Origin of the sequence: Sphingobacterium sp. WOUb80 (genome assembly GCF_050058145.1) — a bacterium.
Classification (GTDB): Bacteria; Bacteroidota; Bacteroidia; order Sphingobacteriales; family Sphingobacteriaceae; genus Sphingobacterium.
Map to the genome: position 1 here is coordinate 1,810,352 of NZ_CP165617.1, position 15,963 is coordinate 1,826,314.

General features: G+C 38.0%; 18 protein-coding genes. 12 read left to right on the top strand and 6 right to left on the bottom strand.

All coding sequences use genetic code 11. From position 1 onward, the window contains the following. Window positions 1–107: 107 nt before the first annotated feature. Complete coding sequence (locus AB1Z56_RS07385; RefSeq protein ID WP_426791589.1) at window positions 108–686, bottom strand: hypothetical protein; 579 nt, start codon at window positions 684–686, stop codon at window positions 108–110. 145 nt (window positions 687–831) lie between these two features. Here AB1Z56_RS07385 and AB1Z56_RS07390 point away from each other — a divergent pair, with 145 nt between their 5' ends. Then, window positions 832–1,182, top strand: coding sequence for a hypothetical protein (locus AB1Z56_RS07390; RefSeq protein ID WP_426791590.1), 351 nt, complete (start codon window positions 832–834; stop codon window positions 1,180–1,182). Window positions 1,183–1,239: 57 nt separating this feature from the next. Here the strand turns inward: AB1Z56_RS07390 and AB1Z56_RS07395 are convergent, their stop codons facing one another. Continuing rightward, on the bottom strand, window positions 1,240–1,491 hold the full coding sequence (locus AB1Z56_RS07395; protein WP_426791591.1) for a hypothetical protein: 252 nt from the start codon (window positions 1,489–1,491) through the stop codon (window positions 1,240–1,242). Between the two features lie 402 nt (window positions 1,492–1,893). Between AB1Z56_RS07395 and AB1Z56_RS07400 the strand changes: the two genes are divergently transcribed. The 3 genes from AB1Z56_RS07400 (at window position 1,894) to AB1Z56_RS07410 (ending at window position 4,013) form a co-directional block, all read left to right on the top strand. Further along, window positions 1,894–2,394, top strand: a complete 501-nt coding sequence (locus tag AB1Z56_RS07400) for an RNA polymerase sigma factor (RefSeq protein ID WP_309359156.1) — start codon at window positions 1,894–1,896, stop codon at window positions 2,392–2,394. A 78-nt stretch (window positions 2,395–2,472) separates the two neighbouring features. After that, window positions 2,473–2,664 carry a hypothetical protein gene (locus tag AB1Z56_RS07405; protein ID WP_426791592.1) on the top strand — a complete coding sequence of 64 codons (192 nt, stop codon included), beginning with the start codon at window positions 2,473–2,475 and terminating at the stop codon, window positions 2,662–2,664. A 386-nt stretch (window positions 2,665–3,050) separates the two neighbouring features. Next, a complete protein-coding gene (locus AB1Z56_RS07410; protein WP_309359152.1) occupies window positions 3,051–4,013 on the top strand; it encodes a DNA topoisomerase IB in 963 nt (320 codons plus the stop codon). Between the two features lie 8 nt (window positions 4,014–4,021). Here the strand turns inward: AB1Z56_RS07410 and AB1Z56_RS07415 are convergent, their stop codons facing one another. Then, window positions 4,022–5,227, bottom strand: a complete 1,206-nt coding sequence (locus AB1Z56_RS07415) for an NAD(P)/FAD-dependent oxidoreductase (RefSeq protein ID WP_309359150.1) — start codon at window positions 5,225–5,227, stop codon at window positions 4,022–4,024. Window positions 5,228–5,355: 128 nt separating this feature from the next. Here AB1Z56_RS07415 and AB1Z56_RS07420 point away from each other — a divergent pair, with 128 nt between their 5' ends. The 5 genes from AB1Z56_RS07420 to AB1Z56_RS07440 all read left to right on the top strand — a co-directional run bounded on the left by AB1Z56_RS07420 (window position 5,356) and on the right by AB1Z56_RS07440 (window position 9,662). Continuing rightward, window positions 5,356–6,111, top strand: coding sequence for a Ku protein (locus tag AB1Z56_RS07420; protein WP_426791593.1), 756 nt, complete (start codon window positions 5,356–5,358; stop codon window positions 6,109–6,111). A 17-nt stretch (window positions 6,112–6,128) separates the two neighbouring features. Further along, the gene (locus tag AB1Z56_RS07425) at window positions 6,129–6,281 is read left to right on the top strand and encodes a hypothetical protein (protein WP_172840694.1); all 153 of its coding nucleotides are present in this window, start codon (window positions 6,129–6,131) and stop codon (window positions 6,279–6,281) included. 6 nt (window positions 6,282–6,287) lie between these two features. Further along, window positions 6,288–6,914, top strand: coding sequence for a hypothetical protein (locus tag AB1Z56_RS07430; protein ID WP_309359144.1), 627 nt, complete (start codon window positions 6,288–6,290; stop codon window positions 6,912–6,914). A gap of 166 nt (window positions 6,915–7,080) precedes the next feature. Next, window positions 7,081–9,249, top strand: coding sequence for a GAF domain-containing sensor histidine kinase (locus AB1Z56_RS07435; RefSeq protein ID WP_426791594.1), 2,169 nt, complete (start codon window positions 7,081–7,083; stop codon window positions 9,247–9,249). A 113-nt stretch (window positions 9,250–9,362) separates the two neighbouring features. Further along, complete coding sequence (locus AB1Z56_RS07440) at window positions 9,363–9,662, top strand: hypothetical protein (RefSeq protein ID WP_426791595.1); 300 nt, start codon at window positions 9,363–9,365, stop codon at window positions 9,660–9,662. Window positions 9,663–9,670: 8 nt separating this feature from the next. Here the strand turns inward: AB1Z56_RS07440 and AB1Z56_RS07445 are convergent, their stop codons facing one another. The 3 genes from AB1Z56_RS07445 to AB1Z56_RS07455 form a co-directional block, all read right to left on the bottom strand. Further along, window positions 9,671–11,689: a glycoside hydrolase family 43 protein gene (locus tag AB1Z56_RS07445; RefSeq protein WP_426791596.1), complete on the bottom strand. Its 2,019-nt coding sequence runs from the start codon at window positions 11,687–11,689 to the stop codon at window positions 9,671–9,673. A gap of 164 nt (window positions 11,690–11,853) precedes the next feature. After that, the gene (locus AB1Z56_RS07450; RefSeq protein WP_309366102.1) at window positions 11,854–12,510 is read right to left on the bottom strand and encodes a response regulator transcription factor; all 657 of its coding nucleotides are present in this window, start codon (window positions 12,508–12,510) and stop codon (window positions 11,854–11,856) included. A 10-nt stretch (window positions 12,511–12,520) separates the two neighbouring features. Further along, window positions 12,521–13,252 (bottom strand): hypothetical protein, encoded by a 732-nt coding sequence (locus tag AB1Z56_RS07455; RefSeq protein WP_309366103.1) that lies wholly within the window; start codon window positions 13,250–13,252, stop codon window positions 12,521–12,523. A 347-nt stretch (window positions 13,253–13,599) separates the two neighbouring features. On the opposite strand from AB1Z56_RS07455, the gene AB1Z56_RS07460 reads away from it, so the two are divergent. The 3 genes from AB1Z56_RS07460 (at window position 13,600) to AB1Z56_RS07470 (ending at window position 15,894) form a co-directional block, all read left to right on the top strand. Continuing rightward, the gene (locus tag AB1Z56_RS07460; protein WP_309366104.1) at window positions 13,600–14,106 is read left to right on the top strand and encodes an RNA polymerase sigma factor; all 507 of its coding nucleotides are present in this window, start codon (window positions 13,600–13,602) and stop codon (window positions 14,104–14,106) included. A gap of 157 nt (window positions 14,107–14,263) precedes the next feature. Further along, entirely contained in the window at window positions 14,264–14,986 is a 723-nt protein-coding gene (locus AB1Z56_RS07465) for an SIMPL domain-containing protein (protein WP_309366105.1), read from the top strand. 107 nt (window positions 14,987–15,093) lie between these two features. Continuing rightward, window positions 15,094–15,894, top strand: coding sequence for a hypothetical protein (locus AB1Z56_RS07470; RefSeq protein WP_426791597.1), 801 nt, complete (start codon window positions 15,094–15,096; stop codon window positions 15,892–15,894). Window positions 15,895–15,963: the final 69 nt, after the last annotated feature.

Genomic DNA, 15,963 nt, shown 5'->3' on the forward strand with positions numbered 1-15,963 from the left:
GAATAGGTCTTTCATACACAAGAGCAAGTAATTATACGGTCGCGACCAAAAAAAACATGTTCCCAATTGATCAATTGGAAACATGCTGTTAAAGATTGCTATTTCTGTTAGCGTTTACCTGGTAAATAGATTTGAAAACCTAATCCAAAGCCTAAACCACTTGCACCACTACCTGTATTAATATTGGCTTTGCTATAATTGTAGCCAAAGGTAGCTTCCAAAGCAACGGTTCGTGTTATAAAATGTGCATATCCAACATTGGCTCCCACAGCCAGCGCGACGTCTTTACCCCTGGAACTTCCTGAAATACCGATGTCTCCCTGACCAAAAAAGCGACCTGTACTTGATCCTGCATTTGGAAAGTAATAACGTACAAATGGCGCTACACCATAGGTCCATTCATTATCAGCATCTTTTTGAGTAGCCAGACCAAGATTTGCCTGTGCACCAATAGCCAATCCATCGGATACGAAATAACCAGCGCGCGGTTGAAGTGCGACATTAAATGATTTTCCTTCAAAACTATAACCAAGATTACCGATTGATCCTCCGACCATCCAATTCCCTTGACGTATGGGTTCAATACCAACGTCGGATGACATCTGCGGTGTTGTCTCAATTTTCTGAGCATGGGCCTGATACCCAATAGCTGCTGTTATTAATAAAAGAAGTGTCAATTTTCTCATAGTATTTCTATTATCTAAATTACTTTAGCTTTATAACAAGATCGACAAATGAAAAGTTTTAAATTTATTCTTAAAATATGCCACGTTTTCATTTTATAAAAAAGAGAACCAATCAGATTTGACTCATGTTCCTATTAAAAAGACTATGCATACAGCAATTCAATTTGGCGATACTATTTCAGATTATTTCCAAGACAGCTCCCTATTCTTGCGCGAAATAGTCCCAATGGAAAACGAAGCGGACACCGCTGTTCGCAAGCTTCTCTTTAGCTCATCCAAAGTCTCGGATAGAGATGCGGTCAACCTCAAACTATACGCTCCCAAAAGTATGGCTGGCCCCGATCCAAGTGAAGAAGAACAACGCGACCGCACGACGAAAGAAAAAATTAATACAGAAGAGGATCAACATAAAGAGAAACCAGATCATTCAGAAGAAGATATTTATGATGCTAATTCAGATCAAAAAGAAAAGGACAAAAAAAACTCCCACAGCTAAGGGAGTTTTTTTGTGGATATAACGAAGAGGTCCGAGTGACCTTTTCTAAGTGCTCCTTTAAGGTTTAGATTGTATAGCATTGATACTATCCTTCCTAAGCGTGTCTGCCAAACTGGTATCCTTCTGCATACTCATTTTTTGTTGCTCACTTAAATTGTATCTTGTTTCATCGGCAGCGCTCGGTGCGATATTGTCCGCCTGACCACTTCCTTCAGTTGGATTTTTGTTTGTATTTTGGCACGAAAAAAATAGTGTGCTGCAAAATAATAATGCTCCCAAAACCACAGTGTATTTCTTGCTCTTTTTCATAGTCTATTTTGTTTTTATGATGAACCTTTTTTCTTAAGAACCACATTCAGAACCTATTAGTTTAATAAAAACTCATAAAAAACAATGCTTTAAACTTCTGCTTAAAAAAACAGACACTTCAAAACTCCGCTAAATACAGAAGGGTACCCGTAATAAAGACATTTTTTAATGGAACAAATACCCAATTGACCAGTCCCAAATCAGTTGCCTCCTTCTATCGAAACGCATTCAATAGCGTATTCTTGTAGCGTTTAGACTACAAAACGATCAATTCGCAGCTGTACGTATTTTTCCCGTATGACTGTTTAAACAAGTTTTAGATGAGCAATTAAACGTAATTGTAGCACTTTAATTGTACCTCAATGTATCAAATACACATCAATCAATTTAACAAACGATACTATGAGCAATTCCAATTTGAATATTCTAGTCGAAGAAAAAAGAAGTCTTTTGAAACATTTTGCGGGAAAATTCACCAATGATCCCGATGAAAAAGAGGATTTAATTCAAGAGACCCTTATTCGTGCATTGAAATCGATCGATGATTTTATCCGTCATCCAAAGTTAATGTCATGGCTCTATGTTATTATGAAGAATGTATACATTAATCAATATCGTAAAGCCAAACGTACAAACGACATCCATGAAGCCTACATCGGTCTGGAAAGTACTAACACTGTAGAATCCAATAAAAGTGACAACAAGTTTATCGCTGATGATATTGAAAAAGCGATGTGCAGTTTGTCGGAAGAAAATTATCAGGTATTTCAATTGTTCCTCGAAGGATACAAATACCATGAAATCGCCACGTATTTTGGAATGCCAGAGGGTACAATTAAAACCAGAATTCACATGACGCGAAAAAAGCTTCAAAAACAGCTTAAAATTTACAGACTAAAATAAAAACAAAAGATAAATTTTGAGGTTATATAACTAGAGTTGATTAACCGGATAGCTGACAATTCGCTAAATAACAAACATATGAAATCGGAAGTTAAAATAAAAAATCAGCACGATATGGTGATTATGCTGATTATCTGTGGCGGTCCTATAGGAAAGGGAAATAGTAAAACCATTATACAAGCAGAAGTTCTGGATACATTAGACAAAAACCGAACTAAAGTAGACACAGAAAAAGGTAAAAAAACTTCTGCCGTAAATAAAACAAAATAGATGAAAATTTATCATTAAAAACGGCTGTTTTTTTTAAAAAAAACAGCCGTTTTTAATGCCTTTTACTATTTTATCTATTGTTAGCCTATCCCACCCCTATCTGTATAAATCCTTGCTGTATGCGAATAATACGCAACTTATCTTTTTCAAAAACCGGAGATATCGCTCATCCGTTCTTACAAATAAGATGAAGAATTCGCATACCAGCAGGATAAAATGAACAATAACCTGATAAATCACAAGACAGCGATCGATGATCAAATACAGATCTAAAAGGATCAAATTGTAGCTTATCAATAGGTGGCTTATTTGTACGGATGCTTCCACATAGAAAATTTAGATTACATTTTCGGATTTAAGAATACGATGACTTTAGAAATTACGATATGAAAGTAAAAGCCGGTTATACACGAAAGAAAGTAGGCAAGTCTTTTAAATATTTTGATAGAACAGGAACCGAAATATCTGACAAAAAGATTTTAGAAAGAATTATAAAACTGGTTATTCCACCCAACTGGAAGAATGTATGGATTGCCAAAAGTGCCACCAGTGATCTGCAAGCTTTTGGATTCGACCAAAAAGAACGTAAACAATATATATATCATGCGAAATTCGTTGATCAAAGGCAGGCTGCAAAGTTCAGTAATATCCTTTTTATGGGTAAATACTTACAGGAATTAAGAAAAATCAGCACTAAACATCTTAAACATCAGGTCTGGGATATGGACAAATTGTGTGCAATTGCTTTTAAAATAATGGACAGTACATTAATTCGTATCGGCAATAAGCGCTATACCCTTACCAATAAGTCTTATGGCCTGAGTACGCTGGAAAAAAGGCACGTCACCATCAAAAACAATACAATATCTTTGGCCTATAAAGGCAAAAAAGGTGTTTTCCAACAAAAGTCCTGGTCCAATAGGCAGCAGGCGAAGCTTCTGGAAGAACTTCTAAAAATGAAAGGCAGAAGGATATTTCAGCTTGATAGCGCTACATGCGAAAGTACTTTCTGTGGTGCCGCCTTTAATCACTATTTAAGGGAGAATTCTACCGGCCAGATCAGCTGCAAAAGCATCCGCATCTGGGGAGCTAGTCGGGAAGCTTTTTACCAGCTCGCCCAAACCAAACAGGCAGAGGCACTCAATGCACGAAAAAGACAATTAAACAAGGTCATTAAACAGGTAGCTGAGCAGCTCGGAAATACGAAGACTGTTTCGCAGACTTATTATATCCATCCCACCATACAGCGTTTATTTATGGAAGGAAAATTCCCCAGCATAAAAAGTAAATTACCCCTAGCAAAGCTAGAGGATAAACTATATCGTTTTTTGCTTAAACACAACGATTAGGCAACGGCTTAACGGCCAAACCTAAACCATTCATCCAATGGATGGCTTAGGTTATTCAGCCAACATGATGCCATATCCATGGCGGCAACAGAAAATGTAATGCCATTTCCACCGAAACCACACACAAAGTAGGAGTTTTTAAACTTTTTATGTATTCCGATATAGGGCAACCCATCCTTGGTCGTCCCAAAAGTGCCAGCCCATGTAAAATCAGTACGAAAGGTCCTATCGACAAACGTTTTGTTAAATGACTTCTCTAATTTAAGTGACTTCTTCGAAATCAGCATATCTCGCTTGACCGGATCCCTAAATTCCTCATCTTCTCCCCCAATTAGAAACCTATTGTCGTCTGTGGTTCGCATATACAAATATGGCTCAGCAGTATTCCAGATAAGCAGATCGCGATATCGCTGATATTGCTCTTTATCAACTTCAGATACAATTGCAAATGTGCTTAACAGGTCAACAAATTTTTCGGGGATAAGATTTGTTGTTTCGTAGCCTGTGCAATAGATAATCTTTTTGGCCTTGATTTTAGCCCCAGTTGAAGTCATCACAGCGTTATAACCTGGCTTATAAACCACGTTTTCTAACCCCGTTTTGTCGAAAATCAATAGCCCCCTTTTAACGTTGTATGCCAGCAGCTCATGTGTAAAACAAAACGCATCAATGCTTGCCCCTAGCCCCGAGAGAATTCCTGCATAAGCGCCTTGTATTGCATAACGTTCACTGATATCTTGTTCCGTTAACCATTTAACGTCAAAACCCGCCTCTTGCCGGGATTCAAACTCTTGCTTCAACCAGGAGACATCTTTTTTTCTAGCCGCGTAGTAGAGTGATTTTTTTGTTCTAAAACCAGCTTTCGACCGGATTTTCTTTGCGATTTCTCCCAATTTACCAATTGCTTCTCCACAGGCCCTGTAGCTCGCTATTGCAGCCTCTTCGCCAATTAGTTCCTTTAATCTATACAAAGGCACATCGATTTCATATTGCAACATCGAAGTTGTCGCCGCCGAACTCCCGTTCACAATTTCACGCTTGTCTATAAGTATACATTTCTTTCCATCACCCATGCATTGATGTGCGATCAAGGCTCCCGTAATGCCACCTCCAACGATAAGAACATCACAGCTGCGATCATCCTGTAAGGAAGGGTAATTGTTTAAAAGACCGTTTTTTACTAACCAGAAAGGTTCATTTGACTTTAAATCCATTGTAATAAAAGCATATTAAATGTTTGTATAACTAGTTCTAAAAAGAAATAGTTTGCTTGGCATTTTATTAAATTTCAAACCATTTGAGCATTACCAAGGTTATCTTATTAGCAATAAATAGTTTACTTATGCGAGCAATTTGGACGGGGGCTATTGGTTTTGGTTTGGTCAATATCCCAATTAAAATATATAGTGCAACGGAGAATGCGGCTTTGGATCTGGATATGCTTGATCGAAATGACCTATCCAACATTAAATTCAAGCGGGTAAATGAACAAACCGGCAAAGAAGTTAAATGGGACAATATTGTCAAAGGATATTTCATGAAAGACCATTATGTCGTGTTAGAAGATGCGGATTTTGAAGACGCAAGTCCAGAAAAGACTAAACTTATCAATCTCCATGCATTTGTCAAACTAATGGATGTTGACAGTATATACTTTGAAACCCCCTACTATCTGGAGCCACAAAAAGGTGGTGAAAAAGCCTATCAACTATTGCTCAAAGCATTGGAAAAAACTAAGATGGCGGGCTTAGGGTCATTCGTAATGCGAAATGTCGAGCATCTAGCCCTGATAAAGCCCTATCAAAACGCATTAGTTCTGAATAAAATACGTTATCAACAGGAGATCAGGACACTGGATGAGCTGAAATTGCCCAGTAAAATTAAAATTCAAAAAGCAGAAATGGACATGGCTACTCAACTGATCGAACAACACAGCGCATCCTTTGATATCAGTAGTTATAAAAACGAATACATGGACGATCTCCTCAAAATAATCAAACAAAAAGACAAAGGGAAACGTCCGACCATTCGAAAAATGAAAGTAGAGCATACAAAAGCAGATGATTTGCTTGCAAAACTGAAGGCAAGCTTAGGTTAAACATAGCACCCTGTACCATGATACGTAAACTAAAATCTGGGCAGTATCGAATATATGCCAAGCATCCAGATAAAGAAACGAACAGACGTCGGAATCTGGGTACTTTTGATACCCTTGAAGAGGCAAAAAAACATGAGCAAGAAATTCAATATTTTAAGCATAAGAAGTGAAAAATCATGAAAAATATCATACCGGAACAGAAAGAAGGTAAGCATCTGGATTGCTTTGAATCCCTCGAGTTTCCAAGTGAAGCTATTGCCGAATTAGCCTATGATTTGGCTATAAACAATCTTAGAAAGGTCAATCATTGGTATGAACTAGCGCAGTTACCTGCCACTGTGTTTCAATTAACGGCTGGTTATGGTACTCCAATTGATCGTTTACTCGAATTACATGATTATATTAGACTGGATATTCCAGGACCAGGGCTCCCAAGTAGTGATGGCTATGATTGGGTGAATGTTGTTAACCTCATTTCAGAAAAAACAAATGACTATCGTGTTTTTGCTATAACATTAAAACCTTGCCCCGACCCGAGCCATCCAGGAGATAAAAATACTGCGCATTTTTTCGAAGGGATTTCATCGTCAACTTTTCTGATCGAACAGCGGAGAAATAGCATCTTGTTCCAATATGCTGGAAGAAACGAGATCATCAATGTTGACAATGAAAATGTGAGTGATAATATCCGGAATTATCTTGTTGGCCTAGCAGCTAAAATGGGCGCATCTTATCCGCAGTGGAAATCACTTCTCAAAGGAATGGCTCATGCAGTAGCCAAAGAGTTTAATATGCAACATTAATGCTTTTTGTCCGCCGAAATTCGGTAGCAACTTTAATTTCAAAGTAAAAAGAACCCAATAAGGCAATTTTATACCTTTTATAACGTTCTATTAATAAAGATTCGATCTATGTTGTCGTAATTTTTTTTCTTATATTTATGTATATCATAAGGAGTTTTGGGGTATTATGAATCATACATTTCAATCTAACAATCAAACCATCATTAAGCTTCAATCTTTTGGCAGTCTAGTCATCTTAGATCAGCATTTTAATGTCGTTGGAATAACCGAATCTGTCGTAAAAGACCATGGCGCCAAAGAGGACCTCTTAGGAACTAATTTCTTTGATAGTTTTAACAATACATTTGGTGAAGCGCTATCCAAAATCAAAAATACCGTAGTTGATTTACTTGAAAACGGACAATCTCGCCATATTTTACCTATTAAAATAAGAAAAGAACGTGTTTACGTAAAATTACGGAGACATGATGAATACCTTTATATAGAATGGGAACAACAACACAAAAAATACATTGCCGCAAAAAAAATAAATGAGCTTAATTTTTTGCTAGACACTATCCAGCCTAATAATTGGGGTCGTGTTTGTTCGGCCATCAACAAGTTATTGAATTATGATCGGGTTTTCGTTTTGCAGATTCAGGAGACGGGTTACAGTTCAGTGATTGCGGAGCATACAGCAGACGGACAAGCCCATTTCAAAGGAAAAGAGTTCTCGAAAGATTTCATGCCAGAGGAAGTCTTGTCATACTATCGGAGTTATTCCTATCGATATGCTCCCAATATTGATCTAGAGGGACAGGAGTTCTATTATACAGACGAAGGGATTGATCCGCTCTCGAGCTTGTTATCACCTTTACCTGAGCTTCATCGGCTTTTTTTGAAAAAAATAAATGTCCAAAGCGCCTTGTTTTTTCGAATCTGTATCGATGACGAATTCTGGGGGTTGGTAGTGGCACAGAACGATGAAGAGCGAGTGGTCGATCTGCAGCAGCGAAAGCTATGTACATTTGCCATCCAGGCAGCCACCAGTAAGTATGAAAGTCATGTCAAACAGAATCTGCTGGAAAGAACGGAGCTTCTGAAACTCGCCGAGGAAGAATTAAAAAGAAGTCTCTCTGAAAATAAGATGGTGAATTGTGCTTTGATACAGCATATGGATATATTGACCCAGCTGGTTAATGCAGATGGATTGGCGATATTCAATCAGGGCGATGTTTTTAACTATGGCCATTCTCCGCAGAAAGCGCAATTTTATGAAATCATTCAATTCCTGCAAAAACATACCGATAAAGCCCTCTTCAAAGACTATAATTTTCGGCTAAATCATCAGGATAACTTTAAAGATAAACTCGGTTTTGCGGGACTTATGTATCTAAAGGTTGGCTTAGAAAACGATTATTACCTCGTTTGGTTTAGAAAGGAAAACCGCAATCAGGTGATGCAGATGGAGCTAAAAAATGAACCGCGTGAGAACAAGCAGCTCAAAATCTGGGCAGATATGCGCTATGACGTTGCCAAACCCTGGAATGATGCTGAAATCAATTTTGTTCTTCGTCTGAATCAGATTATCAAAGAATCTATTTTTGCAAAATTAAAGGAACGTCAGTTGCTGAATGAAGAGCTTCTGAGTTTGAACAATGAGCTGGAAATGTTTACTCATACGCTTTCACATGATTTAAAAAACCCCTTGTCCATCTTAAAAATGGGCATACAATTTCTACAGCAGCACTCCGACAATATTGACTTTACAAAAATCAATAAGTGGTACCAGAATTTCAGCCGAAGCGTTACGAACATTGAAGATATTATCAACAATATGGTTCAGTTAAGTCAGCACCGCTCTAGCATTTTAGACAAGGAACCACTTCCCATGGCGTATACAATTCAACGCATATTTCAAGAAAACAGTATTTTATATAATGTCAATAATTGTCAGCCTACTTTTGGTACCCTATTACCAATTTGGGGCGAAAAAAGTGCCGCATACCAAATTTTTTCCAACCTAATTATTAATGCAATAAAATATTCTGCACAAGCAGACAGGCCTTTAGTGACAATAGATAGTTCCCATGAAGACGATTATACGCATTATCAGATCAAGGATAACGGTATTGGCATACCGGATGACCACTTGCCTCATATTTACGAAATGTTTACCAGAGCAGACAATGTAGGTTCCATACCCGGTACAGGGATTGGACTTTCGCTCGTGAAACGGATAATGGAACGATTGGGCGGAAGTATAGCAATTGAATCAGAGGTCGGTTTGGGCACCACTGTCCACCTTTACTTCCCTATTGTTAAGCCATTTCCTGAGCAAATGTTACTCGATTGATCTTTGTTTCAAATCCTGAAATCTTTCAAACTATTTTCCACCTAACGTTGTTCATTTAGGGAGAGTATACCATCCCTCAAAAAAGGATCGTATCACTTAAAACGAAATCGAAAATGGAAGAGATATTGCAACATGCAGTAGTAAAACGAGGTTTAATTATTGCCTATTATTTTAGTAACATCTGGTATCGTAAAGGATTATTCGGGCAACGCACTATTCCCGATCCAACTGACACTGATCCTATCGAACATCCTGAGCCAGATATAGATGAAACCGATCCGGAAGAAGAGGAAAATATCAGCTACTCACATAAAAATCCGCATACAAGAAACAGCATCAACCCCAAAAAGAAATCTCCCGCCAACTGGGATGAAAATGTCAAAAATCCGGCCATACCAAAAAAGACAGATTGACCGATGGGTCAATCTGTAACGATATTCAACTTTCCCGTTTCATCAAAAGAAACATCGCTGATAAAAACAATACGTTGATCGCCCGTCTGTATAGTGCGGCCATGATATACACAGCGGATTTTTCCTTCCCTGTCTTGAAATAAACTATTATGCCCTGTTCCCGAAATTACTCCACCTCTATTGGTATTTTTTTCAATGATCGGATTGGATGACGATTTTTGATAGCTTCCCAAAGGCGCGGTTGCTGTAGCGTAGCCAACAGCGTAATTGGCTCCTGCGAAATAATTGGCCGAATACATCATATAGTATATTCCGTTTTCTTTGACTAGAAAAGAGCCTTCTGTCCATCGCCTATTGACTTCACCTGAAGTAACTGATCGACTTTCCCATTCAGACTGTGCATCGTGCATCGTCGCTGGGGGGCGCATTAAAAGAACCGGACTCCCAATTGCTTTCGTCATACTGCTATCCAATTCGACTCCGTAGACCCAGCTTTCTTCAATATTTTTATAGCCAAATTTCTTCTTCGCCCAATCTGCAATTTCTGATTCTACAGGATGTTCGTAGCAGCAGCGTGAATAGAAAAGATAATTTCTATGATCTGTATCTCTAAAAACATTTGCGTCAATGATGGGATATCCAGGGTCAAAAATGGGTTTGCCGGTCAGATCTCTAAAGGGCCCCAGTGGGTTATCCGCCACTGCAACTCCAATACGATAGTTTTCCAAGTCATTTTTAGGATTTTCTTTCCAGTGAGCACTATAGTACATGTAATATTTGTTGTTCACACGATAGACTTCAGGGGCCCAGAAATCCTTTTCTCCCCAACCATTGGGCTGTTTGGCATCGTATACTTTTCCCTCCTTTTTCCATGTCTTTAGATCTTTGGAGCTATAGGCTATAAAACCATTTTCGGTTCCGCCGGTCCCATATAAATAGTATTGATCCGAAGGTGGATCGAATACAATAAAAGGGTCACCAAAGGCTACGTCTGTCTGATAAGATTTTCTACCTTGCTTCGATTGCAGATCAGAGCTCAAAAAGCGAAACTTTGCAGTTTCAAACTGCGGAATCAAAACACCGCTGCTATTTGCCACGAAATGAATAGGTACGATGGCTGTCCGCCGAGGAGCAACTTTTTCATCTGAAAAATGGGTATGACAGACGTAATACCATTGCTTGCCTTTTTTAAATATGTCGCCATGTCCAGTTCCGGCAAATCCACTATTTTTTTGGCTTAGGGCAGGCTGATCGTCCAGTTTTTTCCAGGGACCATAAATATTTTCAGCGATAGCAACACCCACAGCATAGTCCTTATTCCGAAAATCATTCGCTGAATAGAACATATAGTAATATTTCCCCTCCCGAATGACAGTGGGACCTTCACTGACTGCCCAATCAGCATTTGCCGTATTTTCCCAGGGAAGTTCTGCATGGAGACATTCTTTCAGCGTTTCTTCCTTTATTCCAGAATAATCCGACTTCAGCTCCGCTACAAAAATCCGATTTCCCTCCCTTAGCCTTACATGAAACAGGTATTTTTTCCCATCTCTATCGCGGAATACAAAGGGATCAATTTGCTTTTGTCCAACAGCAATTGGCGCTTTAACCGCCTGTTTAAAAGGACCGGTTGGCGTATCACTGACTGCAATTGCAATATGCTCATCGGCTGTGTAAGCCATATAGAATTTCCCATTTTCAAACCATACTTGCGGTGCCCAAAATCCTTTTGAGCCAAAAATATCGCCTTTTACAGCAGCAAAACCTGAATTAGCTCCTTCCGGACTTACCCAAGACTCTAAATCTTTCGATTGATACACTTTAAACCCTTGCTGTTCTGCCGGATCACCATTTGTACCGTAGAGGTAATAATATCCTTTATGGTAGAATACAGTGGGATCCGCTTGAAAAATGCCATTGGTCGGCATCTGCTGATTTCCAATCTGATCTTTGTTTGTAGTTTGCGCAACCGTCCTTTGGCCAAAAAACAGCAAGAGCGCAATAGGCAGCAAATATATTTTATTCATTGATTGTAATACATCATATAGGTGAAAGCCTAAAATTGAATAAATATTTGCGAAGACGGGAGGTAAATCGTATCAATTGAACATCATTTTGTATCAAAATAGCTGCATACCCCCATACCTGCATATATCAAAATTTTCCTGATCATCTGTCAGGAAAATTTTTCCTAATTTAAAATACCTCTTTCAAAAGCAAATTTAACCAGATGTGCCGTATTTTTTACACCCGCTTTGTCGATGAGATTCTGACGGTGGCCCTCAACAGTACGCTTACTTAAAAAAATCTTATCTGCTATTTCTACATTCGTGTAGCCTTCCGCAATCAATTTTAAAACTTCCAATTCCCGCTCCGAGATATCAAAATCCGTTTGCAATTCCCCCGGGATCTGTGCATAACTCTGTCCAGAACGGACTTGATCTAAAAGTATCATGGCGATTTCCTCACTCATATACCGGCCACCGTTTGCAATGTGATTCAATCCAAAAAGCAATTCGTGATAGCCAACATTTTTGACCAAATAGCCAGCAAGACCAGATTCAAAGGCCTCGATGACATAATTAATCTGATTTAGCATGGATAGTATAACTACTTTAATAGAGTCATACTGTTTGTTTAGGACCTGAAGTAGTTCCATGCCGTCCATCTCATCCATACTGATATCTGTTAGGACAATATCAGGAATAGGATTTGAGCTTAAGAATTGGAGAGCTTCTTTTCCATTCGACGCTTCACCAACAACTTCAAATCCATCTTGTGATTCTAATAGTAATTTTATACCGTTACGTACAACCATGTGGTCTTCAACCAATAGGATTTTTATCATTATTATCTTTTTAAATAGTCAATTTTAGTAAAATACCTGTCGTCAATGTGTCATTCATGATGCGCGCATTGTAGAGCTCAGCAATCTTCATCAAACGCATTGGACTGTTTTCGAGCTTTGATACCGATAGGGCTTCTCCTTGCTGAAAAAATGGTGATACTTTAACAAGGATTTCAAATTCAATCACCTGCACTGAAATTGAGATGGCCTGCGAGGGGACTTCATCATTTAAATATTGGAATATTGCAGTCAGCAATTTAAATAGATGAACTTGTGCCTGATGATGTAGTTCCCGCAATTGAGGGTCAAGCAGCGCATCAATTGTAAAACCGGATCGTTTCTTGTAACTGGCCACCACTTCATCAAGGGCATGAAAAATTCCCAGGTCATTTAATATGGGATTATACAGTAATCCCGCTTTATTGCGGATTTCTACAACTAAAGTACTCAATGAATCACGCAGACAACGCAATTCTTCAAAATCTCCATAACGGTTTGTAAAATTCTGAAGAGATATACGCATCCCATAGAGCTCCTGAGCAAGCTCATCGCGGAAATATCGTCCTATTCTTCCAATATCATCCTGCTGATTTCTAATAATCGACTTGTAAAAATCTTCTTGACTACCTTCCCATATCTGCTTTAATTCAGACTGATCTTTCAGGCCTTCAGATTGGCCTTTCGCTCCTTCCGATAGGTCAAAATATAGTTTTTTGTTCTCGTCCCCCATATTGTTTTCCATTTCATGTTATAACTAATAACCACTTCAAGGCATGAACAGTTTTAAAAATTAACACCTATTTAAATAAAAAATGTATTCTTTAAAGTACTACGTATAAATACGTGCAGGAAAAAGATAAAAGGGGGAATTGGGACAGGAAAACACTTGTTGTTAAAGTATAAAGATTGGCAAAACAGTCCATTATCGAGGCGAAAACAAAATGTAAAACATTGAATTTCAAAAATTTACAAAAAACAAGTATTAATATACTTAGATATACTCTAATTAGAGTCATGTATCTAAATTACCTTTTCTAGCATCTTAATTGTAGTAAGTGTAGACAAGATAGACACTTAAAATTTGATAATATGGAAAATACAACAATCGATCAACTGTTTAAGGAAAAAAGACCTACATTAAAATATTTGGCAGCGCAATTTACAAACGATCCGGATGAACGGGAAGATTTGGTTCAGGAGACCATGGTGAGGTCACTAGCATCTATCGAAAAATTCCTGAAACATCCGAAATTGATGTCTTGGCTCTATATCATTATGAAAAATACGTATATCAATCAATATACACGTAATAAAAGATTAGAGAATTACAGAAGCGAATACATCAGCACGGGTTATCGTAATGAAATAACCACCAATCGCGGAGAAGATAATTTTGTTGCTTCTGATATACAGCATGCCCTCAATAATTTATCGAAGGATTATTATAATGCCTTTGCCATGTTTTTGGAAGGGTTTAAATATTACGAAATTGCAGAGCACTTGCAAATACCGGAAGGAACAGTGAAAACACGTATACATATGGCACGGAAATCATTGCAAAAGCAGCTAAAGATTTACTCGAAAAGTATAGATTAAAAGATTATTCAAAATAAAAAAGCAGGTGAAATACCTGCTTTTTTATTTTGAATAATCTAAGGTAAATTAGACAGGATCAATCGCAGCTATCGTGAATATTTAGTATATTTAGCATAGCAAATCAATAAGTTAACTATAAATCTGAGGACTTTACGAGATGAAAAAGAAATCGATCTTCATTATTTTTACGGGTTTAATCGGAATCATGCTTGTGATTTCCTGCCATTCCGGATCAAAAGAAAGCGAAAATCGGATACGGGTAAGTGGCGAAGGAAAAATTAGGATTATGCCGGATCAGGTTACACTAACGATCAACACAGCTTTCACAAAACCGCGGATGATTGATGCTGTTCGAGAAACCCAGGCAACTGTTGATACCGTAATCGCTTTGCTCCAAAAATATGGAAATAAAAAAGAAGACATTAAAACAAGTAGTGTATCTGCAAATAAGGATTATCAGTACATAGGAAATACAAATAAATTTGTAGGCTATCAAGCACAGCAAACGATCGATTTTGTTTTACATGATTTGTCCAAATTTACCGAATTAACAGGCAAATTACTGGAAACCAAAATAAGCGGAATCGGATCCATATCATTTGATCACTCTAAAGCAGATAGTATACTGAGAGAAGCCGATTTAATTGCTTATGATGATGCCTTAAAGTCTGCAAAAAAACTTGCATCTAGAGCAAATGTAGAAATCGGCAAACTATTGTTTTTATCCAACGACGGCAGTGCTTCCAACGAGTCAACACAATATCGAACTGGTATGGCCCTGGAAACCTTCAATAAGGCCTATGGTGGCGAAGGCTTTAAAATTGCACCCGAAGTCCTGGAGTTTAAAAGAACAATATTTACCGAATTTGAAATTAAATAGCTAACAAGGAAGGATGTAGCTAACAAGGAAGGATAAAGAATCTAGCATTTAAATGCCATTCGCAAATCATCATGCATTTATTTAACTTTACAGTAAAATATACAACAATGCATTTTTCTTATTTTATCGGCATTTATTTTATTGTAGCCTGTACAGCAGCTTCGTGTCAAAATTCAACGACTGGTTCAACCAATCAGCGAAAAATACGCATACCAGGCAAAGAAGCATCTCTTTCCCCAGCGATTGAGCAAAAAGCAGTTGTAGAATCTAATCAATCCGCCCAGCCTAAAGATTCATTGATTGATGGCCAAATTCTTATGCCTTATACCTATCGTGTTTTTGACGATAACAATGTGTCTAAAATCATTAACCCAAGTTGGCTCGAACTACATCGAAAAGATGGCAAGTACAATATAGGAAAAGCGGTTTACTCCATCGTTTATGAAAAAGAAGAACCTTGTGCAGGATTACCGACAGAAACGATCAATCCGAAGGCAGATGTACTACTTTTCTTCAATATTTCAGCATTGCAACCCGGCCCCGTGGATAGCATTCCCTTTCATAATAAAATCGTTCCCCCAAATCAGCCAATGGAATTTTCCTTTAAAAATGATAAATATAAGTTGGTGGCTGCTGGAATAGAATTCTATAAGGACGAAAATACAAACATTGAACATCCGGGATATACCTTAAAACTTTTCATCAATAATAAGTTTATTCGGACGCTTATTGATCAAGATGCCTATCATGATACCGCAACAGAGCTTGAGTTTATTGGTGATCTAGATAGGGACGGTATATTGGATTTTATAATTTCAAGCCCAAGAGATTATGAAGAGCATCGTAAAATACTCATCTTATCAACGCAAAAATTTCCTTACGTTGGGACTGTTCAATTTGACTGTTAACGGGACAAATAAAACGAACTATTCATGGCAGATCCTGCGGAAAAACAGCTATCTCCATAAACGATTAAA